This is a genomic window from Microbulbifer maximicatervae (SeqCode) (genome assembly GCF_052466985.1).
On the sequence record NZ_CP174298.1, the window covers coordinates 1,057,408 to 1,084,182 of the forward strand.

The 26,775-nt window shown below is 47.0% G+C and carries 23 protein-coding genes; 9 read left to right on the forward strand and 14 right to left on the reverse strand.

Annotated elements, in window-relative coordinates; genetic code table 11:
* Nucleotides 1–16: 16 nt before the first annotated feature.
* Nucleotides 17–484: an allophanate hydrolase-related protein gene (locus tag ACJJI3_RS04670; protein WP_444941649.1), complete on the reverse strand. Its 468-nt coding sequence runs from the start codon at nt 482–484 to the stop codon at nt 17–19.
* Between the two features lie 148 nt (nt 485–632).
* Here ACJJI3_RS04670 and ACJJI3_RS04675 point away from each other — a divergent pair, with 148 nt between their 5' ends.
* The 6 genes from ACJJI3_RS04675 (at nt 633) to ACJJI3_RS04700 (ending at nt 8,519) form a co-directional block, all read left to right on the forward strand.
* Nucleotides 633–1,199: a DUF1993 domain-containing protein gene (locus ACJJI3_RS04675; RefSeq protein WP_444941650.1), complete on the forward strand. Its 567-nt coding sequence runs from the start codon at nt 633–635 to the stop codon at nt 1,197–1,199.
* A gap of 214 nt (nt 1,200–1,413) precedes the next feature.
* A complete protein-coding gene (locus ACJJI3_RS04680) occupies nt 1,414–3,123 on the forward strand; it encodes an alkaline phosphatase D family protein (RefSeq protein ID WP_444941651.1) in 1,710 nt (569 codons plus the stop codon).
* A 252-nt stretch (nt 3,124–3,375) separates the two neighbouring features.
* Nucleotides 3,376–4,806, forward strand: coding sequence for an aldehyde dehydrogenase family protein (locus ACJJI3_RS04685; RefSeq protein WP_444941652.1), 1,431 nt, complete (start codon nt 3,376–3,378; stop codon nt 4,804–4,806).
* A 255-nt stretch (nt 4,807–5,061) separates the two neighbouring features.
* Nucleotides 5,062–6,255, forward strand: coding sequence for a DUF3592 domain-containing protein (locus tag ACJJI3_RS04690; protein WP_444941653.1), 1,194 nt, complete (start codon nt 5,062–5,064; stop codon nt 6,253–6,255).
* A gap of 283 nt (nt 6,256–6,538) precedes the next feature.
* Nucleotides 6,539–6,910, forward strand: coding sequence for a BlaI/MecI/CopY family transcriptional regulator (locus ACJJI3_RS04695; protein ID WP_444941654.1), 372 nt, complete (start codon nt 6,539–6,541; stop codon nt 6,908–6,910).
* Nucleotides 6,903–8,519: a M56 family metallopeptidase gene (locus ACJJI3_RS04700; RefSeq protein ID WP_444941655.1), complete on the forward strand. Its 1,617-nt coding sequence runs from the start codon at nt 6,903–6,905 to the stop codon at nt 8,517–8,519. Before ACJJI3_RS04695 ends, ACJJI3_RS04700 begins: the two co-directional genes overlap by 8 nt.
* A 126-nt stretch (nt 8,520–8,645) precedes the next feature.
* On the opposite strand, the gene fghA is transcribed toward ACJJI3_RS04700, so the two are convergent.
* A complete protein-coding gene (fghA, locus tag ACJJI3_RS04705) occupies nt 8,646–9,497 on the reverse strand; it encodes an S-formylglutathione hydrolase (protein ID WP_444941656.1) in 852 nt (283 codons plus the stop codon).
* Nucleotides 9,498–9,553: 56 nt separating this feature from the next.
* Entirely contained in the window at nt 9,554–10,684 is a 1,131-nt protein-coding gene (locus ACJJI3_RS04710) for an S-(hydroxymethyl)glutathione dehydrogenase/class III alcohol dehydrogenase (protein ID WP_444941657.1), read from the reverse strand.
* 140 nt (nt 10,685–10,824) lie between these two features.
* Here ACJJI3_RS04710 and ACJJI3_RS04715 point away from each other — a divergent pair, with 140 nt between their 5' ends.
* Nucleotides 10,825–11,694: a LysR family transcriptional regulator gene (locus tag ACJJI3_RS04715; RefSeq protein ID WP_444941658.1), complete on the forward strand. Its 870-nt coding sequence runs from the start codon at nt 10,825–10,827 to the stop codon at nt 11,692–11,694.
* A gap of 43 nt (nt 11,695–11,737) precedes the next feature.
* Here the strand turns inward: ACJJI3_RS04715 and ACJJI3_RS04720 are convergent, their stop codons facing one another.
* Both ACJJI3_RS04720 and ACJJI3_RS04725 read right to left on the reverse strand, forming a co-directional pair.
* A complete protein-coding gene (locus ACJJI3_RS04720; protein ID WP_444941659.1) occupies nt 11,738–12,538 on the reverse strand; it encodes an alpha/beta hydrolase in 801 nt (266 codons plus the stop codon).
* A gap of 28 nt (nt 12,539–12,566) precedes the next feature.
* Nucleotides 12,567–12,869: a putative quinol monooxygenase gene (locus ACJJI3_RS04725; protein ID WP_444908198.1), complete on the reverse strand. Its 303-nt coding sequence runs from the start codon at nt 12,867–12,869 to the stop codon at nt 12,567–12,569.
* 108 nt (nt 12,870–12,977) lie between these two features.
* Between ACJJI3_RS04725 and ACJJI3_RS04730 the strand changes: the two genes are divergently transcribed.
* On the forward strand, nt 12,978–13,976 hold the full coding sequence (locus tag ACJJI3_RS04730) for a GlxA family transcriptional regulator (protein WP_444941660.1): 999 nt from the start codon (nt 12,978–12,980) through the stop codon (nt 13,974–13,976).
* A gap of 127 nt (nt 13,977–14,103) precedes the next feature.
* Nucleotides 14,104–14,799 carry a hypothetical protein gene (locus ACJJI3_RS04735; RefSeq protein ID WP_444941661.1) on the forward strand — a complete coding sequence of 232 codons (696 nt, stop codon included), beginning with the start codon at nt 14,104–14,106 and terminating at the stop codon, nt 14,797–14,799.
* Nucleotides 14,800–14,993: 194 nt separating this feature from the next.
* Here ACJJI3_RS04735 and ACJJI3_RS04740 read toward each other — a convergent pair whose 3' ends face one another.
* The 9 genes from ACJJI3_RS04740 to ACJJI3_RS04780 form a co-directional block, all read right to left on the reverse strand.
* On the reverse strand, nt 14,994–15,563 hold the full coding sequence (locus ACJJI3_RS04740; RefSeq protein WP_444941662.1) for a DJ-1 family glyoxalase III: 570 nt from the start codon (nt 15,561–15,563) through the stop codon (nt 14,994–14,996).
* 674 nt (nt 15,564–16,237) lie between these two features.
* Entirely contained in the window at nt 16,238–17,122 is an 885-nt protein-coding gene (locus ACJJI3_RS04745) for a homocysteine S-methyltransferase family protein (protein ID WP_444941663.1), read from the reverse strand.
* A 298-nt stretch (nt 17,123–17,420) separates the two neighbouring features.
* Entirely contained in the window at nt 17,421–17,879 is a 459-nt protein-coding gene (locus tag ACJJI3_RS04750; RefSeq protein ID WP_444941664.1) for a nuclear transport factor 2 family protein, read from the reverse strand.
* A gap of 760 nt (nt 17,880–18,639) precedes the next feature.
* Nucleotides 18,640–18,984 carry a hypothetical protein gene (locus tag ACJJI3_RS04755; RefSeq protein ID WP_444941665.1) on the reverse strand — a complete coding sequence of 115 codons (345 nt, stop codon included), beginning with the start codon at nt 18,982–18,984 and terminating at the stop codon, nt 18,640–18,642.
* 26 nt (nt 18,985–19,010) lie between these two features.
* Nucleotides 19,011–19,394 carry a hypothetical protein gene (locus ACJJI3_RS04760; RefSeq protein ID WP_444941666.1) on the reverse strand — a complete coding sequence of 128 codons (384 nt, stop codon included), beginning with the start codon at nt 19,392–19,394 and terminating at the stop codon, nt 19,011–19,013.
* Between the two features lie 203 nt (nt 19,395–19,597).
* Entirely contained in the window at nt 19,598–19,981 is a 384-nt protein-coding gene (locus tag ACJJI3_RS04765) for an SMI1/KNR4 family protein (protein WP_444941667.1), read from the reverse strand.
* A gap of 328 nt (nt 19,982–20,309) precedes the next feature.
* The gene (gene dbpA / locus ACJJI3_RS04770; RefSeq protein ID WP_444913898.1) at nt 20,310–21,698 is read right to left on the reverse strand and encodes an ATP-dependent RNA helicase DbpA; all 1,389 of its coding nucleotides are present in this window, start codon (nt 21,696–21,698) and stop codon (nt 20,310–20,312) included.
* A gap of 257 nt (nt 21,699–21,955) precedes the next feature.
* A complete protein-coding gene (locus ACJJI3_RS04775; protein ID WP_444941668.1) occupies nt 21,956–25,096 on the reverse strand; it encodes an efflux RND transporter permease subunit in 3,141 nt (1,046 codons plus the stop codon).
* On the reverse strand, nt 25,090–26,628 hold the full coding sequence (locus ACJJI3_RS04780; RefSeq protein ID WP_444927918.1) for an efflux RND transporter periplasmic adaptor subunit: 1,539 nt from the start codon (nt 26,626–26,628) through the stop codon (nt 25,090–25,092). The genes ACJJI3_RS04775 and ACJJI3_RS04780 overlap by 7 nt, the downstream gene beginning before the upstream one ends.
* Nucleotides 26,629–26,775: the final 147 nt, after the last annotated feature.

Here is a 26,775-nt window from a genome sequence, read left to right on the forward strand (position 1 = left end):
ATATTTGATATTAGTGCTACTGACCGGTTTTATTACTACTCATACCCATACTCTCCGCATAGGCTCGCCAGCCATGCCACTTGGATATATCTTTCTGGTTTTGGACAATATAGTTTTCACCCAGTATGCCTAATACCTGTGTTCCATCCGCTAAAGCAACTTTACCTAAAACTAACCCTTTGGCCTCCTCCTCTAATAGATTGACCAAGTTGGCTTGCGGAATCGACCAGATCTCCAGTGTAATCCATGTGCCGCCGTTGAGAACTCTTTCCATTGCAGGGTATTTGTCTCCAATTGACCACATGCGATAGATCGACGCCGTTTTAGACTCTCGTACAAAAGTGGCATGGTTTTTAAGCATATGTTTTTCGAGGGCGAATCCACGCATTAGCGTGCCATTAACTGCGACGTCAATAGATTCAGCATTCGCTAGTGACACCAATACCATTAAACTAGCAGCAATATATCTGAGTATCCTGAGCATTTATTTATCTCGAGTCGACGCCTTATGAATTTAGCTTAGATATGGAGGCAAGAAGACACTAAATGATGCTTGTGCCTCCCTTATTATTTTAGAATGGTACCAGAGATATATTTTGTCGCTTATCAATAAAAATTAGTGGAAACATATTATGAACCTGACTGATTTTTTGTTACCTACGTATATACAACTATTGGAAGCACTTTCTAGTTGGTTGGATAAGGCAAAAACAGAATTTCCAGAAGATGAGTCTGAAGCCCTCCTTAAAGCGAGGCTTGCACCAGATATGTTTCCCTTATCATCCCAAGTTCGGTTTAGTTGCTTACAGGCGCAAGAGGCAATATTTCGATTGGGGCGGCGTGCGCTTCCAGATTTTCTGGAGCAGTTGGCTCGTGAAGGGCAGGGAGCTGGTGAAAACCCCGGATCTATTTCCGAAGCTCAAGAGCGAATTCAAGAGGCACTGGCATTTTTAAGAAGCGTTACGCCAGAAGCAGTGATGATAGCAGTGGATGAGCCTGTGACGATTAAGCTCCCGAATGGGATGACTTTCGATATGACTAATGAGCAATATGCCAGGGACTGGGCGCTACCTCAATTTTATTTCCATATCAACACGGCCTATGCAATCTTGAGAGCTCAAGGTGTTTCCTTAGGAAAAGCCGACTATGTACAGCACGCTTTTGCTTATCTCAGACCAGAGATGATTTCAGATTGCTAATGGTTAACAAGGCTAAGTTTTTCAAGTTTATAGGTGATGGAGAGGGGGACTTTGCTTCTCTCCATCTGACTTTTGTGTATTAACTCCATAAGTGTGAATTTCGAGAGAAAAAGAGATTACTAGATAAAAAGTCAAACTTCTTTGTTGGTACGTTCTTCTATAGAATCCGCTCCCTTTCCGATTCTTCATGCGTACGATAACAGGAAGTTTATTTATGACCATCTCCCGCCGAACCTTTGTCCAGGCTATGGGTGTTGTACTTTTGACCCCCTTTACGGTCCGTTCTCTCGCGGACACTGATAGTGAAACCTATGCACGTTTTGTACTTGGCGGCACTACATTTGCTGATCAAATTGATAACGACGGAATTGTTTTTGATTTATCAGTAGCCTCGGGAGATCCCAGTCAAACTGGAGTGGTCCTTTGGACGCATATTAACCCTGATTCTTATATCGCGGGTCAGTCTTTGTATGTAGATGTCGCACTGGATGAGGAATTTACCCAGCCAATTCTAAGTGCTGAGATTAATGCTAGTGATATCACTGCAGACCGTGATTACACAGTTAGCATCGACCTGGAAGGCTACTTATCTTCTGACCAACGTTACTATTACCGCTTCAAATACGGGACTGTCAGTAGCCGTGTTGGGCGTTGTCACACACTACCTACCGGTAGCCTAGAGAATCTAAAGATGGCTGTGGTTACCTGTCAGGATTACACCACCGGTTATTACAACGCCTACAACCATATCGCGGACGAAGATGTACATTGCGTACTGCATTTGGGTGACTTTATCTATGAATATGCCCAGTACGAAGGCTTTGAAAGCTCGATAGTGCATTCACTCTCCCTGCCTTCTGGCGGCTCTGTTGCGATGGATCTTGAGGACTATCGTCATATTTACAGAGAGTATCGCAAGGACAAGAACCTGCAGCGAGCGATGGAAATGCACTCATTTATCATCACCTGGGATGATCATGAAACTGCAGACAATGCTTACTGGGATTACGAGCGGGATACTCTGGGTGTGCCATCTCATCCCTACCAGACCGGCGATAATAACCCTGACCAGCTGCGCCAGTTGCGTCGCGATGCTCAGCAGGCCTGGATCGAATATGTCCCTGCACGGGTAAAAGTCGATGAATCCGCAAGCCACGCTTTTGACTACTTACAGATTTATCGTTCTTTCCAGTTCGGTGACTTGGTTGATCTGTATATGACAGATAGCCGCACCTATAGAACCAAGGAGCCGTGCAAGGATGGTACAGCTTGGGAAAACTACTGGTGCACAGATTATGAAGAAGATACCCAAACCATGCTGGGTAAGACTCAGCGGGATTGGCTGATTGATGGAGTTGTTAACTCCAATGCCCGCTGGAAAGTGTGGGGCAACCAGACTTTGCTGGCACAATTGGCTGGTACTATTTTGGGGCGCTCGCTGGTGTACGCCAATTATGATGCCTGGGATGGTTACCAGTGGGAGCGGGAAAAGATCCTGTCATCTGTTAAGGACAGCAATGTCGATAACTTTGTAGTGCTGACAGGGGATCTCCACTCCAGTATCGCTTCATACCTGAAAGTTGATTTCAGCAAAATTAGCAACTGGGACTACGACAACCTGGTTGGCGTTGAGCTGATGACCCCTTCCATATCTTCTCCCAATATGAACGATACGATTGAGAAAGGTATTGATGTTGGCAGTGTGTTTACATCATTGCTAAATGGCGGGGTTCAGGTCAATAACCCACATATCAAAGATTTTGTTAGTAATATCTATGGATATGCAGTGATTGAATTCAATGTCAATGAATTGAACTGGACCGTATACAACATCGATAAGAAGAGTGATAACCCGGATACCGAAAAAGCGGTATATAAGAAGTTTAATTATGAGCCTGTTGGCATGTGGTTAACCGAAAAGTAGCTGGCTCCCAGTCAATATGAAGTTGTGGGGCGCTTGCCCCCAACTTCACAAGATTCCACTATTTCTATCCCTTCTTCATCATATTTAGCTTGAACGAGTAAGAAAGTCCTTCCCTGATAGCAAAACTAATAAGCCAATGAACACGCATTTGATATATGCCTGCGGGTCATCTATACCCGACGATGGGCACAATGCTGTATCTGGCGTTGGCGCACTCTTGATAGATCAGACATCAAGTAAAAGGATATTACTTTGCTGCAAGAATCTTACCCTTACTACCTGGCCAATGAAGCAGTGCATGCCAACACCGATCTGGAAGTTACTGACAAGTATTCAGGGAAAGTAGCTACCCGTGTTGCAATGGCTGATGCCAAGGTTATTGACAGTGCCATCGACTGGGCGCTTCTGGCAGAAAAGCCGATGGCTAATTTGCCGTCTTACACCCGCCAGGAAGTTTTACAGCATTGTGTTGTACGTTTTCGTGAAAGGTTTGAAGAGCTGGCCGAAGCGCTGTGCATTGAAGCTGGTAAGCCGATTCATGATTCGCGGGGCGAGGTACTGCGTTTAATCGATACATTTCATGTGGCTGCGGAAGAGGCAGTGCGTATCAATGGTGAGATTATCAATCTTGAGATATCCAAGCGCTCACGGGGCTATCGCGGATATATCAGGCGAGTACCGGTAGGCGCATGTTCATTTATATCGCCGTTCAATTTCCCTTTGAACCTTGCTGCTCACAAGGTGGCACCTGCCATCGCTGCCGGATGTCCCTTTGTACTAAAACCCGCTAGCCGCACGCCCATAGGGGCATTGATTATCGCTGAAGTTCTGGCCGAAACACAGCTGCCGAAAGGTGCTTTTTCTGTATTACCTTGCCATAGAGAGGGAGCAGAGCTGTTTACAGTGGATGATCGATTTAAGCTGCTGAGCTTTACCGGCTCACCGGCGGTCGGCTGGGACCTAAAGGCCAGGGCGGGACGAAAGAAAGTGGTTTTGGAGTTGGGAGGTAATGCAGCCTGCGTTATCGATCGGGATACAGATCTTGATGATGCTGTAGAGAGGCTGATTTTCGGTGCTTTCTATCAGTCGGGTCAAAGCTGTATCGGCGTCCAGAGGATCTATGGGCATTGCAGTCTATATGAAGATTTGAAGCGACGACTGGTTGAGCGTACCAAAAAGCTTAAGAAAGGCGATCCTCGATCAGAAGATACATTTATTGGCCCAATGATTTCTGAGGGAGAGGCCACCCGTTTACATACCTGGGTGGAAGAGGGGGTTCAAGCCGGGGGAACCCTGCTTTGTGGAGGTACACGAGATGGCGCCATGCTTGATCCAACGCTATTGGAAAATGTGCCTAATGAGTGCTCTATTGTTCAGCAGGAAGCTTTTGGGCCGGTTGCAGTTCTAGAGCCTTTCGATAGTTTCGATGATGTTTTAGACAAGGTGAATGACAGTGCCTTTGGTCTGCAGGCTGGCATATTCACTCGTGACCTTTACAAAGCCCAGCAAGCCTGGGATACCTTGGAAGTGGGTGGTGTAGTTATTGGTGATGTACCCAGCTGGCGGGTAGATAATATGCCCTATGGTGGTGTTAAGGATTCGGGTCTTGGTCGGGAGGGGGTACGTTGGGCTATTGCCGATATGACCGAGGAGAGGCTGATGGTGGTGCGAACTCCAGGGTAGGACCTAAGAATTTTTTAAATTGAGATGTTACTCACAGAGGAAAGCGATAAGTTGGACCTCATATCTGACGTGTCTTGATTGTGATACTATACAGCAATTATTTTTGTATATAATAATTAATCCGCTGTTTATGTTTAGACTCAGCCTTTATTATTTTGCTAATTATTTCGCTCTTTTTTAAGTTTCTTTTACGGCACTAGATAAATTGAGTTGACGGCCTCCAGTAGTGATTGAAGTTGTTTTAGGTGTTTTTTCATGGATGACCGGATAAAAAATAAAGCTAAGATATCACCGAAGTCTTTATTATATTTTATTACCTATCAAACTCTATGTTGTGCCTGTTTATATCTATGGGTGCTTTCACCAATAGTTGACAAAATTAGGATGTCAACCTGGTTTCCGATGGACGCTCAAATTCTTGATATAGATTTAGAGGTTTATCAGGATGGGCACAGTACCTATCGCCAGGTTGTTGCCAGTTATGAGTATTATATAAACGGTAAAACCTACTGGGGCAATCGAGTTGATATACATTCAGAGTCTGATGATTCTGCAGGAGGTTACTACCATGAAATCATGTATGACAAACTTCAGAAGTATAAGAAGCAGAAACGCACGTTTAGTGGCTGGTATAACCCAAATGATCCCTATGACTCTGTGTTGGACAGGGGGTTGCGATGGTCAGAGGTTATTGTTCCAGGATCAGTGTGCTTTATCTTTATTCTTATCGGAGTAGTTGTTCTTAGAATATATACTCTTCAGGAGCAAGAGCAGAATCCTAAGTTAATTGAGAGAAAACCATGGTTGGCAAAAAACAAGTGGAGTTCTGAAGGTATAATATCTGAAACCAGAGTAATCCTTAAAAAACAACTGTGGGGCGGAGTATTAGTATTCTTGCTTGGGTTGATCTTTATTTTTATAGGGTTGACGTTTCTATCGAACTGGAATTCTGACGGGCTAATAGCTTTGATATTAGGTGTTGTCAGTTGCTTATTTATAATTGTGCCAATCATTAATTGGTCTAGATATAAGGCAATTGGAAGGGTGCCTATTGTTATGCGGCCATTTCCTGGCCGTATAGGAGGTAAGGTTTCCGGGTATATCCAATTTCCTCCACTACTAGAGCTAACCGATAAATCTATTCGTATCAAATTAAAGCAGTTCGCGTGTGTAACAGAGGGGAGGGGAAAAGATGCTAGAAAACGTGAGTATGTGAGTTGGGAAAAAATGATACAGGGTAATCTAAAGGCTTCTGCTGTGGGGAATAGGATCTATTTTAGTTTTGATATCCCAGAGGGCTTACCTGAATCTAGTACCAGTGTTTATTGTGGGGATGGAGAATATTGGTACCTAAATATCAGCGGGGAAATCCGTGGCGACTACTTTGAAAGGGAATATGAGCTTCCAGTTTTCAAATTTGCGTCCTCTGAACATGGTGCAACTATTTAGAGGGAATTAAGCGACACCAGAGAGCCGTTACTATCAATGGCTAGATACATCAAGGGGGGAAAACTCAATAATTTTATATGACCTCACACCTATTTGGCCCCAATGTAGAAATTCACCTTTGTTGTCCTTAGGCAGTTATTAGGATAAATATTTCGTTTAATAGAAAGTTAAGTTTAACTTTGTGTGATCTTTGGGAATTATTTTCAAAAGATCGCTTTACAGGGTTCGAGCACTTAGATTACATTTGTAGTCACTGGACTACAAATGTAATCAAGGAGCGTAAATGGAGATTACCGATGCTGAGTTCGAAGTTATGGAGGCGATGTGGCAAGGGGCGCCTGCTACGGCGCGTGAGCTGTATCAGAGGTTGCATTGGCGCAAGTCATGGCAAGAGAAAACGGTTAGGTCTTTAATCGGCCGTTTAGTTAAGAAAGGCGCCCTTTCTTTTGAAAAAGCAGATAGAGGTTATTTGTATTCACCTTGTATTGAGAGGGGGGAGTATCAGTTAAAGCAAGGGCGGAGTATTCTGGACCGCTTGTTTGAAGGGCGGGTATCTCTTTTCTTTTCTGGATTTGCCTCCAGTGGTGAACTTAAACGAGATGATATTGAAGAATTAAAGGAGTTAATTAGAAACTGGGAGCAGGAAAATGAGTAGCTGGGTGTTTCAGCAGCAACTTTTTTTCTCTTTTCTAGCAATTCTAGTGTTACTTGGTGATCAGTTTCTTAGTAAACGTCTTGGTTCTATTTTTGTATACAAGCTGTATTTGCTGATCCCAGTATGCTTAGTGTTAGCCAATTTGTCAGCCTCTGATACTTTTAATTTAGAGTTCGAGCAAGCGACACCAACAATTCAAGCCGTCAGCAGTGGTTATAGTAATGTCACTGACTCAGTGTCTGAGGTGTTGAACCCGGTATCTGAAGCTCGCTCGTTTGATTGGATAGGCACTGTCTGGTGGTCTGGGTTTGTATTTCTTTTGTTCATACTGGTAATAAGCTTTCTGAAAGTTAGCTTTTTACCCTTGGCGCCACGCTCAGGCTTTTCTTCTGAAGAAAATTGTAGAGAAAAATTTTTCACATCCAGGAATATATCAAGTCCTATCTTGATTGGTTTTGTTTCACCGAAAATAGTGCTGCCTGAGAACTATGATCAAATTTACAGTAATAGGCAGTTGTCATTAATTTTTTCACACGAGGAGGTGCATGCAAAAAGATACGACAACTTATGGAATTTGTTAGCTTTAATTGTGGTTATTACATTTTGGATAAATCCGCTGGCATGGGTTCTGCTATATAGATTTCGCTTATTTAAAGAGTGTTCATGTGACGAGATTGTGCTTGCGAATGCAGTAAAATCTGACCGTTTGGAATATGCCAAAACTATGGTGATAACCAATGAGTTGAAGACTGATTTTGGTATTCTTCAGTCACATTATGGAGATAAAAGAACAATGATTACAAGGATTGAAAGAATGAAGAACAAGTTTATACCTTCTAAAATACTCAATATTACAACTAAGGGATTTTGTCTGTTGGTCGGGTGCTTGTCGATAGTCTGGGGGCAAGCTGTGGCGGGAGAGAAATCAAGTTTGCAGAGTTTGGGAACCTTTTCCTCACTATATCGCCAGCCCCCACGTCAAGCATTCTTTGCGGGAGTACAGGGGGAAGTATTACTGCAATTTAATGTAGCCGAGGATGGGGAAGTTTCGAATATTAAAGCTTTGCAGGTTGTGACTTCCGGGGGATTTGAGGATCAGTTTGTTGAAAATGCAACCTTCCTCGTTAAGAATGCAGCATTCCAGACAAAGGGTAAGCTTGTCGAAGATGTTAAATACATTGTTCGTTATCACTATGCAGGCGTCGGTACATCTGCTGAGGCTCGTGATGAAGCCCTAAAGAAGATGCCGAAAAGAGATATAAAATTACTGCCTTACTCTATTCCTGACTCCGAGGCAACGCATAGCTTTAATATTGACCAGTCTTTATATGCGATTAAATCCCATTTTCCCCGCTACCCTTCTAAGGAGTTGGAAATGATGGGTGTGAGTGCGGAAGCGACCGTGGAGTTTGATGTTAATTCCAATGGAATTCCATTTAATGTCCGGGTCATTGACTTGGAAGTTCAGGACCAATACAGAGATTTATTTATGGAGGAAGCTCAGCAGGCCTCTGAGCTCTATGTCTTCAGAAATCAAACATCTTCAACTGTTGAAGGAGTTAGAGTAAAGCTCAAGTGGCAGCCCTCAATTCAGATGGTGCAGAGATAGGGTTTGTCACTTTGTAGTTTGGTGGCGAAACCTAAATGTTTAACTGCAGATGGGCCCATTGTGGCCCATTTGTAGTTCGAGTTCTCCTCCAGACAGCCGCATCAGGTTTCTAAAGGGCATCAAATATTATCTTTTGAGTGCTTGATTGAAAAAGCTGCCATGAAACCGAAGATGTTCCTCAATAAAGCTGGCGATAAAGTAATAGCTGTGGTCATAACCGGAATGGCGGCGAAGTTGGAGCGGGTAGTTACTTGCTTTGGCAGCCGCTTCGAGCATCTCGGGTTTCAGCTGTTCAACAAGAAAGCTATCGGCTTCCCCTTGATCCACCAACATCGGCACAGGCTTCTCGACACTTTTGAGTAGTTCGCTGCTGTCGTAGCCGCGCCAACTATCCCGATCTTTGCCCAAATAGGTTTCAAAGGCTTTTTGCCCCCATGGACACTGAGAAGGATTGCTAATGGGGCTGAAGGCTGATGCGGAAACATAACTTGTCGGATTGCGTAGGGCGATTATCAGTGCGCCATGGCCCCCCATTGAATGTCCTGCAATGGCCCGCTGTGTTGTCACAGGGAAGGTGCTCTCGATAAGTGCCGGCAGTTCTTCCACCACATAATCATACATGTGGTAGTGGCGACTCCAGGGCGCTTGGGTGGCGTTGATATAAAATCCAGCACCTTGCCCCAGATCATAGGCTTCATCATCGGCAACAGATTCTCCACGGGGACTGGTGTCGGGAGCAACGATGGCTATCCCTAGTTCGGAGGCAATCCGCTGGGCTCCTGCCTTTTGCATAAAATTCTCATCGGTACAGGTCAGACCTGACAGCCAGTAGAGCACCGGAACCTTGTGCATTTGTGAAGCTTGCGGTGGCAAATAAATAGCAAAACGCATTTTGCAGTTAAGTGACTGAGAGTCGTGAAGGTATTGCTTGTGCCTGCCGCCAAAACTCCGGTTGGCACTGATATTTTCAATAGACATGATGGATAGCCCTAATTGGACCACCTCCAAGGGATGGCCCAATTGATCATTGCTGGTTATTGATCGAAGTGAATGACGGTGCGGATACTTTCGCCTTTATGTAACAGATCGAAAGATTTATTGATGTCATCCAGGCTCATGGTGTGGGTGATAAAGTCGTTGAGCTGGAATTCGCCATTCAGGTAGCGCTCTACGTAGTCTGGTAATTCGGAGCGTCCTTTAACGCCGCCGAATGCGGACCCGCGCCAGACTCGGCCTGTTACCAGCTGGAAGGGACGGGTGGAGATCTCCTGGCCGGCACCAGCTACACCGATAATGACCGATTCACCCCAGCCCTTGTGGCAGCACTCCAGAGCGGAGCGCATCACATTGACGTTGCCGATGCATTCGAAGGAGTAATCCACACCGCCCTCGGTGAGTTCGACAATGACTTCCTGAATTGGCTTATCGTAGTTGTTGGGGTTGATGCAGTCCGTCGCCCCCAGTTTGCGGGCTATTTCAAACTTGCTTTCATTGATATCGATGGCAATGATTCGCGAGGCCTTTGTCATGGTAGCGCCGATAATCGCCGAAAGGCCAATGCCCCCAAGGCCAAAAATCGCAACAGTATCGCCTTCTTGAACTTTGGCGGTGTTCATCACAGCGCCCATACCAGTAGTGACACCACAACCCAGCAGGCAGACTTCCTCTAACGGTGCAGCCGGATTTACTTTTGCCAGTGAAATCTCTGGCAGTACGGTGTACTCCGAAAATGTCGAGCAGCCCATATAGTGGTAGATGGGCTTGCCATCTTTATAGAAGCGTGTGGTGCCGTCGGGCATCAGGCCTTGCCCCTGAGTTTCACGGATCTTTTGGCAGAGGTTCGTCTTGCCGGACTTGCAGAATTTACACTCGCCACATTCTGGGGTGTACAGGGGGATCACATGATCACCCTCTTTGACACTGGTAACCCCTTCACCGACCTGCACGACGATACCGCCACCTTCATGGCCCAAAATACAGGGGAATTTGCCTTCCGGGTCGTCGCCAGACAAGGTGAAAGCATCGGTGTGACACACTCCCGATGCAATGACCTTGATCAATACTTCACCAGCCTTTGGCAGCATGACATCCACTTCTTCGACCGATAACGGTTGGCCAGGCGCCCAAGCGATGGCGGCCTTCGACTTGATAAATTGTTCAGACATAAGATTACTCGCTGTTAAATCATGTCATTCAGGGCCTGGAGTTGGTTGGCCCCGCTGTGACGACTGGGGAGCCATTATATTGATTACAGAATTGATTATAATTGGGTGTTTTTGAAACTTACTTTTACATATTTGCAATAATGAAAGACTGGGAAGGTATTACAGAGTTTGTTTATGTCGCTGAAAGCGAGAGCTTTACCCTCGCAGCGCAGAGGCTGGCTATTTCCACCGCTAAAGTCAGCCGCCAGGTCAGTGCTTTGGAGAGCCGCTTGAATGTCAAACTGCTATATCGAACCACGCGCAAGGTGTCACTGACACAAGAAGGTACGCTGTTTTACCAGCATTGCCGGGGGGTGCTCGATGGGCTGGAAGCGGCGGAACGAGCAGTAACTCAATTACAGAGCCACCCACAGGGCAAAATCAAACTGACGGCACCGGTCACTTATGCTGAAAAGAAGGTTGCACCACTGATCAATGATTTTGTGATTCAAAACCCTAAGATTGAGGTCAATGCCTATTTCACCAATCGCCAGGTTGACCTTATAGATGAGGGTTACGATATCGCCATACGCCTGGGTAAGTTGCAGGACTCAACCTTGATGGCAAGAAAGTTGGCGGACCGGCGAATTCATCTGTGCGCCTCACCGGATTATCTTGAAGAGCACGGGACCCCACACTCGTTGTCGGAATTGAACAGGCACAACTGCCTGCTGGGCACACTGGATTACTGGCGATTCAATACCAGGGAAGGAGAAAAAAACCTTAGGGTCAAAGGTAGCCTTCGCTACAACAACGGCGGGGCGCTTTTAGATGCTGCGCTTAAAGGCCTGGGGGTTGTGCAGTTGCCCGATCACTACGTCGAGCAATATATCGCTGAAGGAAAATTAATCACCCTCTTAAGTGATCTCGAAGATAGGGATGAAGGGGTATACGCAGTTTACCCCGGCAATCGATATATCGCGCCGAAAGTCAGGCTGCTGATTGATTATCTAGCCGAGTATCTCACTTGAGAAAAGGGAGGAGGCAGATTAAGGGTTTAGTGTAGTAAAGGGTTCACAGTGATTTATTGCTAGTGGAGGTGGTTTTTTGAAATTGTTGGCTTACCCACGTGCTGCAGAATTCCGCAATCCGTTTCCATTTTGGCTCCAGCATTAAATAGTGACCATAACCTTCTGCCCGGTAGAAGGTGGTATTTTTACCTTGCCGCTCCGCGATTAACTGTGCTGTGGAAGGGGGAATTGCCAGGTCATCGGTTCCCGAAACTATTAAAGTGGGGCAGTTGATTTTTTGATAGTCAATTCTGGTTGTTTTATTGCTGTCAAAAATCCAGAAGAACAATTCAAATAGGACTTGCCCAGATTCAGGACCTAATCGATCGAAGACCTTGTGCTGGTCGTCTGGATTAAGTTTATTCAACCCGAATTTCGCCATTGTCGCGAAATCCGGTAACAGGACATCATTCCAAAATTCACCCGCAGCCATAAACAGCTTGCCCAGCGCACGCTCTTCTTCTGTGGTGGGCAGTATTCCCCAGTTCACGCTTCCGTTAAGCAATACGATTGCCCGTGCCAAATCCATAGTTGCCAATTTTTGTGCAATAACACCGCCCAGGGAGTGGCCGACTACAACAGGTTTTTGATTTAAAGATTGTACAAATGCCCGGATGTCATCAACGTAGTCGGCAATACTCAGTCCTTTAAGGTGTTGCTGATTTTGTTCTGACTTTAGATCTTCATGGTAGCGGTAGCTTGGGCTGTGACAATAGAATCCTTCCTCTTCAAAATGCTGGTGGAAGTTCTCCATTGTCCAGGGGCCGGCATTGGTTCCGTGGATAAAGACGATAGGGGTATCCAAAGCCAGCTCCCGGTTTTTCAAGGCTTCCTTAGACTTTAGATGCGAGGATATCCGCAGTCATAATTTGTGGTTCTGATGCGAGCAGTTCATCCGCTTTGCCAAGCAATGCTGCAGCGATCTTGCCGTTAAGGTGTGCAGTTAAGCCGTCTTCATCGCTAAACGTGTCGAAAATAGCAAATCGCGTAGCGTTGATTTGTACGGCATACCAGCTCAGGGTTCCTTGCTCTTCCACAGCGAGCGGTTGGGCTGAGGTGAGCAGCGCCTTTACCTCATCAGCCTTATCCGCTTTGGCGTCGATCAGTGCCACGATGGCCAGCTTAGCTTCAGTCATTGTTTTCTCTCACGTTGTTTGGTGATGAGTATCCTAGGGGAAGCTCAGGCTTGACTATCAGTGTCCAAAAAGACAATGATCAGACAAAATTCGCCACTTTGAGGATTTATGGCCCAGATAGTCATCTTATCTATGCCAGGAGTTTTGCCGTCGGCTCTTGCTGGCGTTCAAGATATGTTTGCCCTGGGTGGCCTCCGCTTATCTGAAAGCCAGCACTCCCTGGACCCTGCCTATCAACAATCCTGGTCCCCCGAAATCATAGTCGCCAGTGCTGATGGCGCCGACATTGTAGACGGGCAGGGCAGGCACTTTGCTGTAGGCTATGGGGTATCACAAATATCCAGTTGCGATGCCGTGATAGTCCCCGGATTTATGCCCAACCAGTTTGGTGTGCCTTCTGAAAAGTTACTGGACCAGCCGACTTGCGAATGGTTGCGAACCCAATATAGGCGCGGGGCAATTATCGCGGGTTCTTGTAGTGGCGTTTTGGCGCTGGGTGAAGCGGGTTTGCTAAATGGACGACAATGCACAACCACCTGGTGGTTACACAATGAGTTGAAATCCCGCTTTAGCAATGCCTGCCCGCTATGGGCCAGTGGGTTATTAGTAGATCAAAATATTGTGACAGCGGGTGGCCCTTTATCTTGGGTGGATGTGACTCTACAAGTGATCAAGATGCTAGCTGGCGATGAAGTCGCTACCAAAGTTGCTGATCTCGCCGTTGTGGACTCCCCCCCGCGTTCGCAAACTTTGCATGTACCAAAAGGCTACCAGGTATCAAAAGATCAGTTTCTGGTGGAAGCTGAAAATGTGGTTCGTCAATATTTTGGTGAACAGTTAGGCAGCCAGTTGCTTGCAAAAGAACTGTCGATATCCGAGCGAACATTACACAGGCGGCTAAAACAGTTAACAGCGCAAGCACCCAAACAATTTATCGATAGCGTCCGTATGGAGTACGCTCGCAGCCTTTTACTAAACCCAGCCAATAAAGTTGCCAGTGTTGCGCAAGAATTAGGCTATTCCGATGATGCAGTATTCCGACGTGTATTTAAGTCGCATGTGGGTATGAGTCCCAGTCAATTTAGGCAGAAATATCAGAAAATCTGATTTTCTTGTAAGCATGGTGGGTATTTTTGGCGATTACCGAACTGGACTCGGTTGAAATATGGAATCCCTTTAGATAAAAAATATTGGTCTGCTAGACTTTTATTGACGCAATAAAAATTGAGAAATTATGAGAGTTATTGTTTATATATTTTTTGTTCTCGTATCCATCTTTCCGATCGCAGGTATGGGTGAATCCCAGGGGGCGTCTGCTGGAAAAATCGAAAAAAGAATTGATGGCATTATAAATGTTCTGCGTGACCCTGATATAGAGCTTGAAGAAGCCTTAAGCGCTCTTGTCAGTTTACGTTATTATCGAAGTCTTAATGATAAGCAGGTACAAGAATTAATAGAGGCGTTTGACTATAAGGGTGCGGAGGAAAACGGGTGGAATGAAGATTTAGTAAAGTCTCACGAAGTCAAGATACTCTTAGCTGAATTGATATGGAAAAAAGCCAGAGACCAGGATTATAAGTACCTAAATTATGTAAGATCAATGCTAGGCTCTAGTATAGAAATCCCAAGAGCTTATGCTGCTCTTAGCTTGGGGAAAATGAGGTCTACACAAGATATATGTCGTCTCAAAGAGATGGTTTTGGAAGATTCTGAAATGCCTGCGACAAATGCGGGCCTTAGTTTAATTTCCATGCAGACTGCGTCTGCTGAAATGGAACTAAAGTCGGCATTGTCAGTGGTGTGTACCAGGAACTATCCAAGGGACCTTAAGGTTTGCAGACCTTTGTCCGAGTATATTCGAGCATTATCGGAGAAACGCAATACACCGGATCCAGGTCTTTTGCCTGACGGTGCTGAAAGCTGTGAATAAGATGAATGCAAAACGCTCAGTTACTTGCAATTTTATACGCCTATCCAGCGTGATAGCATCACAATACTATAGGTATATTACGTTCAGATTAGTGGTATACCTTAATTAAGTCTTCTCCTCAGGCGATAGTGTTGAGGCAGTACCCGAGTATTTATTAGTTCTACAGAGTTAAATAAAGCAGGCATAAAGCTGGCTTATTTAGGCGGTAGATAAACATTCACTGTCTCCGCAATTGACTGTGATAGATCTTTCCCAAATAAGCAGGTGACGAGTTCAAAAGCGAACTCGATAGCGGTCCCGGGTGATTGGCTGGTTACTAAATTCCGGTCGACCACCACTCTCTGATCACTGGTTTCCTTCACATATTGACTAAGTTCACTGCGAAAAGTCTTGTAACAAGTGGCCTTGAAATTGGTAATTAACTCTTGCCGACCAAGAACGATTACCGGAGCGGTGCAAATTGCCCCTAGCCAGCGACCCGATTCCAATTGCTCTCGGATGAGCTTTATTAGGGCGGCTGAGTTATGCATTTGCTCGGCACCTTCCTTGCCGCCTGGCAGGGCTATTAGATCCCACGTGGAGTCCAAGCAATCCTCTATGGAGTAGGGGGCTTCAATAACAAGATTGCGTAGGGTAGTTATACGTCTACTCGGCATAATCGATGCCAGTGCCAGCTCTGCATCCGTTCGGCTCAAAATGTCGTAGATGGCAACGGTTTCTATATCCTCGTTACCATCGGCGACGGGAATTAGTATTTTGGGCACGATCGCAGCTCCAAACGATGGGGTTAACCTATTTATAGGCTTTCTGGGCTAATCCTACCTCTTTGAGCTGACCTACAACTTTGGTAGGTGAGCTAAGAGCCCCCCTGATATGTCGCACCAGATGCTCTTTCAACTTTGTGTTCTCAATGCTCTTAAGTGCTTGTACTGCCGCATTTTGCTTAATCACAACATAGGCGGTCATGTGCAGCACGTTGAACTTGCCAACATCTTTACCGTTTAACGGACGATCGCCACCTTTAGGGCACCCACGATATCCTCAGGGTGGACCTTTTGCTTCTTATCACCATCGATTTGTAGGGTGGCAATCGGTGTCTGGAAAGGGGATGCATAATTTGCTGGTCGGTGGCGTTGTATCTGGAGCGAATAGTGGGGCAGATTCACACGAAGCCGCTTGCTCAGCAGCGTAACCGCACTTAATAGCACGGCCGGTCCGGTTGGTATGTACTTCCGGACCTTTGGCGATATCCAGACTGCGAACTGTCACATCGGTGGCCACTAGAATTGAGGCGATCAGGCAATTGTGAGCCTCAGTGTTGCTCCCTTTCCCCTATTCATAATTCCAGCAGTCCTGCTAATGCCGTTTGCAATGATAGCCACTCCAAGAGAGTGGTTGCCCAGGGTAGTCGTAAGCGGAAAGAAGCGGGCTAAATTTGTTAGTTGTGATTATTTATGATGTATTCCAGGTGTCTTGAATCAGTACCGCAGCAGCCGCCCAATATATTGAATCCGTGATTCTGATTTAAGTGGAGCATATGGTTGCCCCATTCCGATATGCTGTCGGAGTGCGTTGTTTTGCTGTTTTCTAGTTCATTGTGCGTTAGTGATGAAGCATTGGCTTGTATGCCGATTAGTCTGTCAGGTAATTGACTTGAAGCGTTTAGAAAAGAAGGATGAGAACAATTAATAAAGTACCCAGAAGGTTTAGGCGAAACCTGGTGATCAATATGTGAAATTGCTTCTTGAATGGTATGGCCATCTAAAAGGCGACCATCTGAGCCAATGACAAAGCTAATAAAATATGGCTTAGAGTGCTTTGACATTAGAGATGCAATGCCAAGTGCTTCTGGTATAGCTGGTAGGGTTACTCCCATGAGGTAGTCAGCATTAGAGGCTCCGAGCTTATCAATTTGCCAACGATGATAAGAAAGAGATTCTTTGTAAGTTAGGCCTTGTTCTGGTTTGTAGCAGTCATTTTTACAGCCGACTAGGCCTCCTACATATACATTTCCTTCTTTTGGCAAGATATTCGAAAGAAAATTAACAGCGTCTTCATTGATAGACGTAGGTGCCTTGGCTAGAGAAACTCTCTCTGAGCTGGCCCTCCATGTGGGAGTTGCAAGCAAAAGAGGGAGTTTTGCATCAATTGCAAGCTTTATGTATTCACTGTAGATTCGTTTAAGGCTTTCAGCACCAGCTTTGCTATAGATTAATTTAGCATGGTCGACATGGCTGCAAAGGCTTATATCTTTGTTACGCCTGACTCTTTCGAGTATGGCCGCTTCAGTGAGAATCAATTTTTCTGAAAGAATTCCTTGCAAGGTGCTCTCCGATGTAAGCCGTCGGGCGCTGAAGTTGAGCACCCAGTTATAAGTTTAAACCTTATACTGCCGCCATTAAAATTGCCATGCAAGAAAGACTAGGGTTAAAACCCAGCTGCTGACAAAGTATACCCATTGAGCCATAAAGTGTACAAAACACACATTAGTTTTCTACAGCCAGAACCACTGGATAAGGCACGCCGTACCAACGCACTAGTTTTATGTTAACTTGCAAAGTCGGTGAGCAACCCAAAAGCGAAGTAGAAATGTAGGCGTTGCCCCTCATTCATTATGTTTTTCAGCGCATCTCTAGATATGCAATCGACGCCGGAACCCTCTTGGGTTCAACGTGTGTAGAATGCATTTGCTGTAGAACCCATTTACCACCTTCCTTGACCACCACAACACTTTCCAGCCATATAACGTCCCGCGTACCCTCTTCAGAGGAAAACACAGCTTTATTCCAGTAATTTATAAGGGCAATATCCTCTCTCACATCAGTAGAGATAAGGCTGTAGTAGTTCTCCCTCTTGTATTCAGCAGGGGGGACAGCGGCGATAAGTTCATCAATGCCCCAAACTTCTCCATTCTCAAGAAGCTCAAATTTGTCTGTTACAGACCTCTTCATAGCAGAATGATCAAACTTAGAGATAGCTGAAAAGAGTGCAATAACTGGTTCAAATGCTGGATCTGATCCTGCTACAGCAGGTCCAGAGAACAGTGACAAAACCAATGCAATTTTTCTTAGTGTTTTCATGGTTCCCTCCTAAAAAATAACGTTGCTAGCAAGAGCAGCCGAAGTGCCGCGTAGCTTTTCAAGCCCTGCCGCCGCCCGCTAAATTCACAGGGAAAAATATCATACTTTCCCCATCAAATAACTATCTGATTGGATCTCCACATTGTGGAGCTGGCTTACAGGACTAGTTAACTTAAAACGAGGATGCTCAAATGAAACGGTGATACTAGTTTTAGGAGGGGCCTTTGGGTAGTTGCGCTTATGTGTAACATGGTGCTTGCTGAAACTAAAGGGTTTTTATTTGTTTGGGTAAAGCTTGCCTGGCATGATAAGTCTCTGCTCCAATTTAAATGCCACTCTCATCAGATTACTGACCGATCCCGTGATATTTCGCTCGAAAAGATACTGAAAGAGCTTGTCGTGTTTCCCTGTGGTTGGATCAATTGTTTTGGTATAGCCCAAGGCTATGAAAAATGTATTGATCTTGACTGTTGGAAGAACTGGCGCAGGGTTAGAATGAAAGTCTGAAACTTACTGCACATGAGTGTAAGTGAATCGCTGGCAGTAACTTGTGCTTCGTCCGTCACAAGTTACTGGTGAAGTGCAAAAACTGAGAATGTTCATATCACTCTCAACAATGAGTTTTCGAAAAGATAGGTTTAATTTCGTTATGTGATCGCTGGGTAGATATTCATTACTGGTAGAGAGCGCCCATTGCAGTACCGCATGGTGGGTGGTGTGGGGCCGGTAGCTAGAAACTACTGGCTGCCCGATTAATATGTTATAGTCCTTGCCAACGCCAATTGTATATGTAGCCTTCTGGATTAACATAAAACATGCGGGTTCGTTGATAGCCATTTTGCTGTGGTACGGTATATGTAGTATTTCCCCAGTAATCCGTCTGGACTCTTCCAGGAGTTTGCCCCAAATTTACGTAGCTGTTATAAATCAGAATTTCCCCTCCGCGACCATCATCGGCCACTTGATTTGGCGGCCCCCAGCTTGTAATTAGATCAGCCTTGTGATGCCCAACCCACGATTGCATAACTTTATTGACTTGAGACGCACAACCACCGGCTAAAAGCGTACTCAGTAAAAGAAATAATATAATGGTAATTTTTTTCATCGTAGCCTCGTATCACATATAACCTCTCAAGAAGAGGTGCGGTTTACGGTGTCCTTCTTGATTGATTTGTTATGCACTGACCTAATTGAAAAAAATATCAATTGAGCGCAGGCAATTAGTTGTATTAACGGAATATACCAATAATTTGTGCCGAATTCATTAAGATAGCTGTTGTAATCAGGGCCACATAAATGGTTGCCGCTAATAGTAGTGTTTACCAAAAGCAAAGACCATATATATCCTATAAATAAACACGGTATTACTATTAAGCTGGCTGAGATGTTTTCAAAGTATATGTTTGCTGGCTTGGCCTTAAAAATAATGAAGGAAGCAAGTAATGCAAAAGGAACAGCTAGAATGACACTCCCAACGTAACCACCTGTATCCCCCATAGTACAAGTTTCAGCCATAGGGCCGATCCACGATAGCAAACAAAAAAGTAGCGCAGAAAATACCGCAATTGTCCGTGCAAAAATATTTATAGTTTCACTCCATTTGGATCACAACGCCGCAATAAACGGATGCCGGAGCAACGCATAGGCATTCCGGTGGAGGCTGTTTCTTGGTTAGAACGTACTTAATGACTTTGTTAAATGTTTTCGGTTAAAATTTTCTACTCTTCAAGACAGTCATTGATATATTCTTCAATGTTTGAAGCCAGCTCCATATTTGAAATTTCTTTGTGATTAAAATCTTCTTCATGGTCTGCAATATATATAGAGGTATCTTCTTGGCTTAAATTGATAAAATAATAATTTCCGAAGCCATCGAAGCCTATTGCAAAAAAGTGACTTGGCCAATGATCTTGATAACAAAAACCATCTTCACGAAGCTTCCGATTAGTTTTTATAAGCCAGTCTAAGTCTTTTACAAGTTCACCCTCAATCCGGTCTGGATCATCAGATTGTGGGAATGGATAATTTATAAGAGTATCGGTATAGAAAGATGGTAACTCAATGTCAAAGGCATTGTTAATTGTATTAATTGTATTTTTCATGTATTTGTGTATTGCCCACGTATAGCATTTATATAGTAATCATACGGATCACTATTATCCTGATTACTATTTCAGAATCAATTTCTTCGCTAAAACGAAAATATTGTTATAAAGTCATTGGATTAAATTTAGTTGTCACGGCCGTGCAAACTGCAAAAAGGATCACTTTGACTACTACCACATTTCTTATGTCACTCTGTAACTCTTTGATTCATAGTTGATTATTATATTTTTCGTCAGCTCTCGAAATAACAGTCAGGATAACCATGAACCCGAAGCGAGCGCAAAAGGGCAATCCCCCGGCGTCGCCAGGGGATATTCACATAGTTTACCCTCGAATACGCCGCACCCGAAATTTGCGCCCTTTCAACTTGCCGTTTTCTATTTTCTTAAGTGCTTGTGATGCCACATTGCGTTTAATCGCAACATAGGCGGTCATGTCCAGTACGTTGATCTTGCCAACATCTTTCCCGTTAATCGGGCGATCGCCGCCGGTTAGGGCACCCAGGATATCGCCGGGGCGGACCTTTTGCTTCTTGCCGCCATCGATTTGCAGGGTAGCCATCGGTGCCTGGAAAGGGGGTTCGCTTAATATGCTGGCTGGTGGCGGTGTATCTGGGTCGGATAGTGGGTCCTGGGTTAGGTCCATACGAACCAGTTTGTGGCCTTCCTTCTCGGCAAAAAAGGAGTAAGCGCAACCGCGCTCACCGGCGCGGCCTGTCCGCCCTATACGATGGGTATGAACTTCCGGATCTTTGGCGATATGGAAGTTGATAACCGCATCCAGCTTGTCGATATCAAGACCGCGTGCCGCTACATCGGTGGCCACCAGAATTGAAGCGCTGCCATTGGCAAATCGAATCAGGGTTTCATTGCGCTGGCGCTGCTCCATATCACCATGCAGGGCGAGGACATTGAAGCCAGCCTGTTTCAGATCATCGGCCACCTCATCGGTTTCGCGTTTGGTGTTGCAGAAAACCAGGGTATTGACGGGTTTGTCATTGAGCAGAACACGCCGTGTCATCTCCAGGCGATCCTCGAAACTCTCAGTTCTGTAAAAGCGTTGTTCGATCACCTCGTCACTATGGGCAGAGTCAATTTTAACCATCACCGGTTTTTGCATCACTCGGGTGCTGAGCTTTTCAATTTCATCGGGATAGGTCGCGCTGAATAGTAACGACTGTCGCCCAGTTGGAACCTGCGCCAGAATAGTGTCGATAACGTCCTGGAATCCCATATCGAGCATTCGGTCGGCTTCGTCAAAGACCAGCGTATCGACATGCTCTAAGGAGAGTGTTCCTTTGCGCAGGTGTTCTTCGATGCGTCCTGGAGTACCAACGATGATATGGGCACCATGGGCCAGGGAGCCGATCTGCGGGCCGAAAGGCATGCCGCCGCAGAGAGTCAGAATCTTTATGTTGTGAATTGCCCGGGCCAGTCGGCGCAGTTCCTGCGCAACCTGGTCTGCCAATTCCCGTGTTGGGCACAGAATCAGCGATTGAATCCGAAAGCGGCTGACATTGAGCCGGTGCAGCACCCCCAAACCGAAGGCGGCCGTTTTACCGGAACCGGTTTTTGCCTTGGCGATAACGTCCTTGCCGTCAAGAATGATAGGAAGCGTTTTGGCCTGAACCTCGGTCATGGACTTGTAGTTGAGTGACGCCAGGTTTTTCAGCAGGGCGGGGTTTAGGGGGAGATCGGAAAAAGGTGCAGTCAAGGTGAATCCTGGAGTCGTTAAATGTCAAATACGCGTATTACACAAGCAGTAGGGAAAGTGATCGTCACCTACTTAGCCTTTGTGAACGCTGCAATTTTGCAGTTTGTGCAATACAAAATTTGTATGGAATTTTAACAGTTAACCCTGAAGAAACCTATGAATCACCTTGTTCCCGTAAAAGTCTCTTCTATCCAGATTATCTTCTTGTGAAATGAGAACTGGGGCACTGGGTAGCGTAAACCCGATGCCCCAATTTACTAACGTGAGCTTTGCTTACCTTTGCGGGCTTTCCATTGATAGAAAACCCCGGGCATCACTAACAACACAAACAGCAGTGTGGTTATGGTGCCGCCCACCATTGGTGCTGCGATCCGTTTCATAACATCTGCGCCGGTGCCATCGGAAACCATGACTGGTATCAATGAAATTAGCAGTGTCAGGCTGGTCATTAGCATCGGGCGAATACGGCCAGCTGCCGCTTGGGCAACAGTCGCAGTATTGCCGCGATCAGAGTTATTTCCGGCGGCAGATAAGTAATGCAGCATTAACAACCCCATCTCAGCGGCGAGACCAGCCATGGCAATCATACCGACCCATACAGCAACGCTCAGTTTGTAGTCGAGCAGGTATAACAGCCAGAAGGCGCCGATCAGTGCCATTGGCATGGCGGTGAGTACAAACAGGGTGTCGGATAGCCTGCCTCGATGCAGATACAGGAGGAAGCACACAGCCAACAAGGTCAGGGGCACTAACCATTGCAGGCGGGACTTGGCGCGCTCCAGGTACTGGTATTGGCCGGCCCAGGCGATACGTTGCCCGGGAATCAGATTAACCTGATCGGCAACAACCTGCTTTGCGCGATTAACATAATCTGCAACGCCGATATCGCCCTTCAAGTCGACAAATACCAAGCCCACCAACTGCCCATCCTCATTGCGGATCATGGGCGGGCCAGTGCGGAAGTCCAGATCAGCCAGTTGGTTCAGGGGCACTTGGGAACCATCAGAGGCGGGGACCAGGATTTGTTCGAGCTGTTCAGGAGTATCCCGGTAGTCGCGGGCATAGCGCACTAACACATCGTAACGTTCGCGGCCTTCGATGGTCTGGGTTGCGGCCAGGCCACCAGCCGCTGCGGCGATCACATCTTCGATATCCTGTACATTCAAGCCGTGGCGAGAGGCTCGTGCGCGATCGATATCAAAGTCCAGGAAGTAACCGCCGGTTAGGCGCTCGGCGAAGACGCTTCGGGTTTGTTCCGCAGTGCGTTGGTCACTGCGCAATGCTTCTTCGATAGCCAAAGCGGTCTGTTCGATTTCCTTCAGGTTATCTCCAAACACTTTGATGCCGAGCTGGCTGCGAATGCCGGTGGCGAGCATCTCAGTGCGGGTTTGGATGGGCATCCACCAGATATTGGGCATGCCCGGATAGCGCAGCTTTTCATCCATTTCCGCCAGCAGGTCGTCCCAAGTCATGCCGGGGCGCCACTCACTTTTAGGTTTCAGGGTGATTACGGTTTCTACCATTGAGAGCGGTGCAGGATCGGTGGCGCTATTGGAGCGGCCAATCTTGCCAAAGACATGCTCTACTTCTGGGAAAGCTTTCAGTTCCTCGTCCATTTGTTGCAGCACCTTGCCCGCTTCGGTAACCGACATGCCGGGTAGGGCGGTAGGCATATACAGGATGCTGCCCTCATTGAGCGGTGGCATAAATTCACCACCTAGCTTGCTAATGGGGTAGGCCACAGAAACCAGAGCTAATACCGCGAGAGTGGCTACAACTTTGCGTTGCCGCACGCAGAAGTGAATCACTGGCTGTAGTGTATGGACTAAAACGCGGGAAATCGGGTTTTCCCTGTTGCGAATTTTGCCGTGCATAAGCAGTACAGCGAGCGCTGGAATCAAGGTGATTGCCAATAGGGCGGCGAAAGCCATGCTGTAGGTTTTGGTGTAGGCGAGGGGTTTGAATAATCGGCCCTCGGTAGCTTCCAGCGCGAATACCGGCAGGAATGAAACCGTGATAATAATCAGGGAGAAGAAAATACTCGGTCCGACTTCCTGCATAGCCCGAACGATTAGCGTTCTTTTCTCACCCGGAGACAATTCCTTATCGCCATTGATTGTCAGCTTTTTGTGGATGTTATCCACCATTACCACTGCCGCATCCACCATGGCACCGATGGCTACGGCAATACCTCCCAGTGACATAATGTTGGCGGTAAGCCCTTGTAGGGACAGTGGAATAAAGGCCAGTAAAACTGCAATCGGCAGAGTGACTACAGCTACCAATGCGGAGCGGGCGTGGAGTAGGAAAATAGCGATCACAGCGGCGACCACCAGCATCTCTTCAATCAGGGTGTTCTTTAGATTGTCGATCGCGCTATTAATTAATTGTGAGCGATCATAAGTTACTACCAGCTCAACGCCTTCCGGTAAGCCTGCACGGATTTGCTCGATACGCTCTTTAACTCTCTCAATAACCTTGAGGGCATTTTCACCGTAGCGCATCACTACGATGCCACCTACGGTCTGGCCCTCGCCGTCCAGCTCGGCAATACCGCGCTGCATTGCGGGCCCCAGGGTAATATCCGCTACCTGATCCAGAGTCACCGGAATCTTTGCCGCATTGACCCCGATCACCACCTCTTCGAGGTCGTCAACGCTGCGGATATAGCCCCGGCCACGCACCATATGTTCGTGGCCGGCGATCTCCAGTACCCTTCCTCCGGTGTCGTTGTTACTGCGGCGAATGGCCTCGACCACTTTGCCAAGCGGAACCTTAAACATCTGCAAGCGATGGGGGTCGATTTGGACCTGGTACTCCTTTTCGTAGCCGCCAATGGAAGCCACTTCGGCCACGCCCTCGACAGAAGTGAGCCAATAGCGCAACTTGAAATCCTGTAGCGCGCGCAGTTCTTGCAGGTCGTTATTACCGCTTCGATCAACCAGCGCGTACTGGAACACCCAGCCCACTCCGGTAGCATCCGGGCCAAGCTTTGGCTGAACACCTTCCGGGAGCTGGTCGGCTACCTGGTTGAGGTACTCCAGAACCCGTGAGCGGGCCCAGTAAATATCGGTGCCGTCTTCAAAGATGGCGTAGACAAAGCTGAGACCAAAAAAGCTCTGGCCCCGCACATATTTGACTTTGGGCAGCCCTAGCATTGCGGTGGAAAGCGGGTAGGTGATTTGATCTTCGACCAGGTCAGGGCTGCGCCCCGGCCAGTCTGTCATCACAATCACCTGGGCGTCGGACAGATCCGGAATAGCATCCAGGGGGACACTGGTAAGCGCCCGGTATCCCGCCAGGGCTGCGATCGCTACAAGAATCAAAGTGATGCCTGGCTTACCAGCGCAGGCCCCAATAATTCGGGCAATCAGCCCTTTGGGTTCGGAATTTACCACTGCTGTACCCCCGACTTCAGGCGGCTTTCCGCCGCGATCAGGAATACACCCGAGGTGACAATTTTATCTCCTGCCTGGAGGCCAGAACGGATAACAATCCTGTCGCTGTCGCCATAACCGGTGCGTACCTGCACCGGCTCCAGACGACCCTGGCCCAAGTCGCGGAAAACAATGCGTTTCTTGCCGGAGATCAATACTGAATCCCTGGGTACCACGAGGAGATTTCCCAGTTCGGCGGTTAACATGATGTCCGCAAACAGCCCCGGGCGCAGTTCACCATCGGTATTGGGCAGGGTCACACGCAGCCGTGCACTGCGGTTATTGTGATTAAGGAAGGGATCAATTTGGGTGAGGGTGGCTGGGATTTCCTCGTGGTAGACGTTGGTTAAACGCACTTTGGCCGGCATGCCTTTTTCTATCAGCGGCAACTGATCTTCGTAGGCGTGGGCTTCAATCCAAACCTGGCTGAGATCGGCTATGCGCAGCAGGTTGTCGCCCTTTTCAAACGCAGAGCCCGCGACAATATTCTTCTCAATAATCACACCGCTAGCAGGTGCAAAAATCGGGATATAGTCCTGCGCTTTTTGCTGTTCAACCAGCCAGTCGATTTGCTCTTCAGACAGGCCCCACAACAGTAGACGCCTTCGTGCTGCTTTCTCCAGGGCATCGCCACGGCGGCGGGCCTTCAGATACTCGTCTTGGACTGCGAGCAACTCCGGGCTGTAAACAGAAAACAGTACTTCGCCGCGTTTAACCTGCTTGCCTTCAAAATCTGCATCTAACTCACCAATCCAGCCGTCGAAGCGCAGGCTGATATCCCGCAAGCGGGTTTCGTCATAGGTAACCTGACCGTGCAGGTGAATGGGCAGGGCGAAAGGTTGCCGCTCAACAATGCCGGTTTTGATACCAATGGCCTGGCGTCGGCCGCTATCCACTACAATGCTGCCACTTTTCAGTTCATCGTGGCTTACAGGCTGCAGGTTCATACCGCAAATAGGGCAGCTACCGGCTTCGGCAGCTCTTACCGATGGGTGCATTGAGCAGGTGTAATAGGCGGTATCTGAGGCCTCAGGCGCAGATTTCAGGCGCAGGCCTTTGCGATTGGTGCTCATATCAAAGGCAAGATCGACATGCTTATCGTGGCCTGTCGCTACATCTACCACCATGGGCCAGGAGCCCACCATGGCCAGCTCAATTTCACCGGTGAAAATGCCGGGGCTGGATTCACTGATATCGGCGACGGCACGCATAGCTGGCATGGCGCCCATGGCGGGCATCTCGGCTACCGCGCGAACTTCGGCTCCAGATACCGGCTTATTGTCAGCATTGCGAACTTCAATTCGAATTTGGTTTTTACCCGCTTGGGGTTGCAGCGGATCGACAGACACTGCGATCTGAAAGGGGCCAGCTTGCACAAAATCAGCATTTGGAGCTTCGGCTTGTGCAGAAATTTTCTTCCAATAAAAGGCCGCGCCGGCAGCCGCTAACAGCAGGGTAAGGGCGATTAAGCTCAATGTTCTTTGCTGGCTCATAGGGCACCCTCCTGAATGAAGGAAAGGGGCATCTGCGCGCAAAGCACATTATCAATAAACGGGGCAATGAGCAGGCTAACAATGGCCGCTATAGCTTGTTGGGAAATCAAAAGGTTCACTCCTAGAACAATCTTTCTGAAGCCGCCA

Bases quoted from the DNA above. Each gene is read 5' to 3' on its own strand.
- ACJJI3_RS04670 (WP_444941649.1), bottom strand. From the start codon at position 484: ATGCTCAGGATACTCAGATATATTGCTGCTAGTTTAATGGTATTGGTG.
- ACJJI3_RS04675 (WP_444941650.1), top strand. From the start codon at position 633: ATGAACCTGACTGATTTTTTGTTACCTACGTATATACAACTATTGGAA.
- ACJJI3_RS04680 (WP_444941651.1), top strand. From the start codon at position 1,414: ATGACCATCTCCCGCCGAACCTTTGTCCAGGCTATGGGTGTTGTACTT.
- ACJJI3_RS04690 (WP_444941653.1), top strand. From the start codon at position 5,062: ATGGATGACCGGATAAAAAATAAAGCTAAGATATCACCGAAGTCTTTA.
- ACJJI3_RS04695 (WP_444941654.1), top strand. From the start codon at position 6,539: ATGGAGATTACCGATGCTGAGTTCGAAGTTATGGAGGCGATGTGGCAA.
- ACJJI3_RS04700 (WP_444941655.1), top strand. From the start codon at position 6,903: ATGAGTAGCTGGGTGTTTCAGCAGCAACTTTTTTTCTCTTTTCTAGCA.
- fghA (WP_444941656.1), bottom strand. From the start codon at position 9,497: ATGTCTATTGAAAATATCAGTGCCAACCGGAGTTTTGGCGGCAGGCAC.
- ACJJI3_RS04710 (WP_444941657.1), bottom strand. From the start codon at position 10,684: ATGTCTGAACAATTTATCAAGTCGAAGGCCGCCATCGCTTGGGCGCCT.
- ACJJI3_RS04715 (WP_444941658.1), top strand. From the start codon at position 10,825: ATGAAAGACTGGGAAGGTATTACAGAGTTTGTTTATGTCGCTGAAAGC.
- ACJJI3_RS04725 (WP_444908198.1), bottom strand. From the start codon at position 12,869: ATGACTGAAGCTAAGCTGGCCATCGTGGCACTGATCGACGCCAAAGCG.
- ACJJI3_RS04730 (WP_444941660.1), top strand. From the start codon at position 12,978: ATGGCCCAGATAGTCATCTTATCTATGCCAGGAGTTTTGCCGTCGGCT.
- ACJJI3_RS04735 (WP_444941661.1), top strand. From the start codon at position 14,104: ATGAGAGTTATTGTTTATATATTTTTTGTTCTCGTATCCATCTTTCCG.
- ACJJI3_RS04750 (WP_444941664.1), bottom strand. From the start codon at position 17,879: ATGAAAACACTAAGAAAAATTGCATTGGTTTTGTCACTGTTCTCTGGA.
- ACJJI3_RS04755 (WP_444941665.1), bottom strand. From the start codon at position 18,984: ATGAAAAAAATTACCATTATATTATTTCTTTTACTGAGTACGCTTTTA.
- ACJJI3_RS04760 (WP_444941666.1), bottom strand. From the start codon at position 19,394: ATGGCTGAAACTTGTACTATGGGGGATACAGGTGGTTACGTTGGGAGT.
- ACJJI3_RS04765 (WP_444941667.1), bottom strand. From the start codon at position 19,981: ATGAAAAATACAATTAATACAATTAACAATGCCTTTGACATTGAGTTA.
- ACJJI3_RS04780 (WP_444927918.1), bottom strand. From the start codon at position 26,628: ATGAGCCAGCAAAGAACATTGAGCTTAATCGCCCTTACCCTGCTGTTA.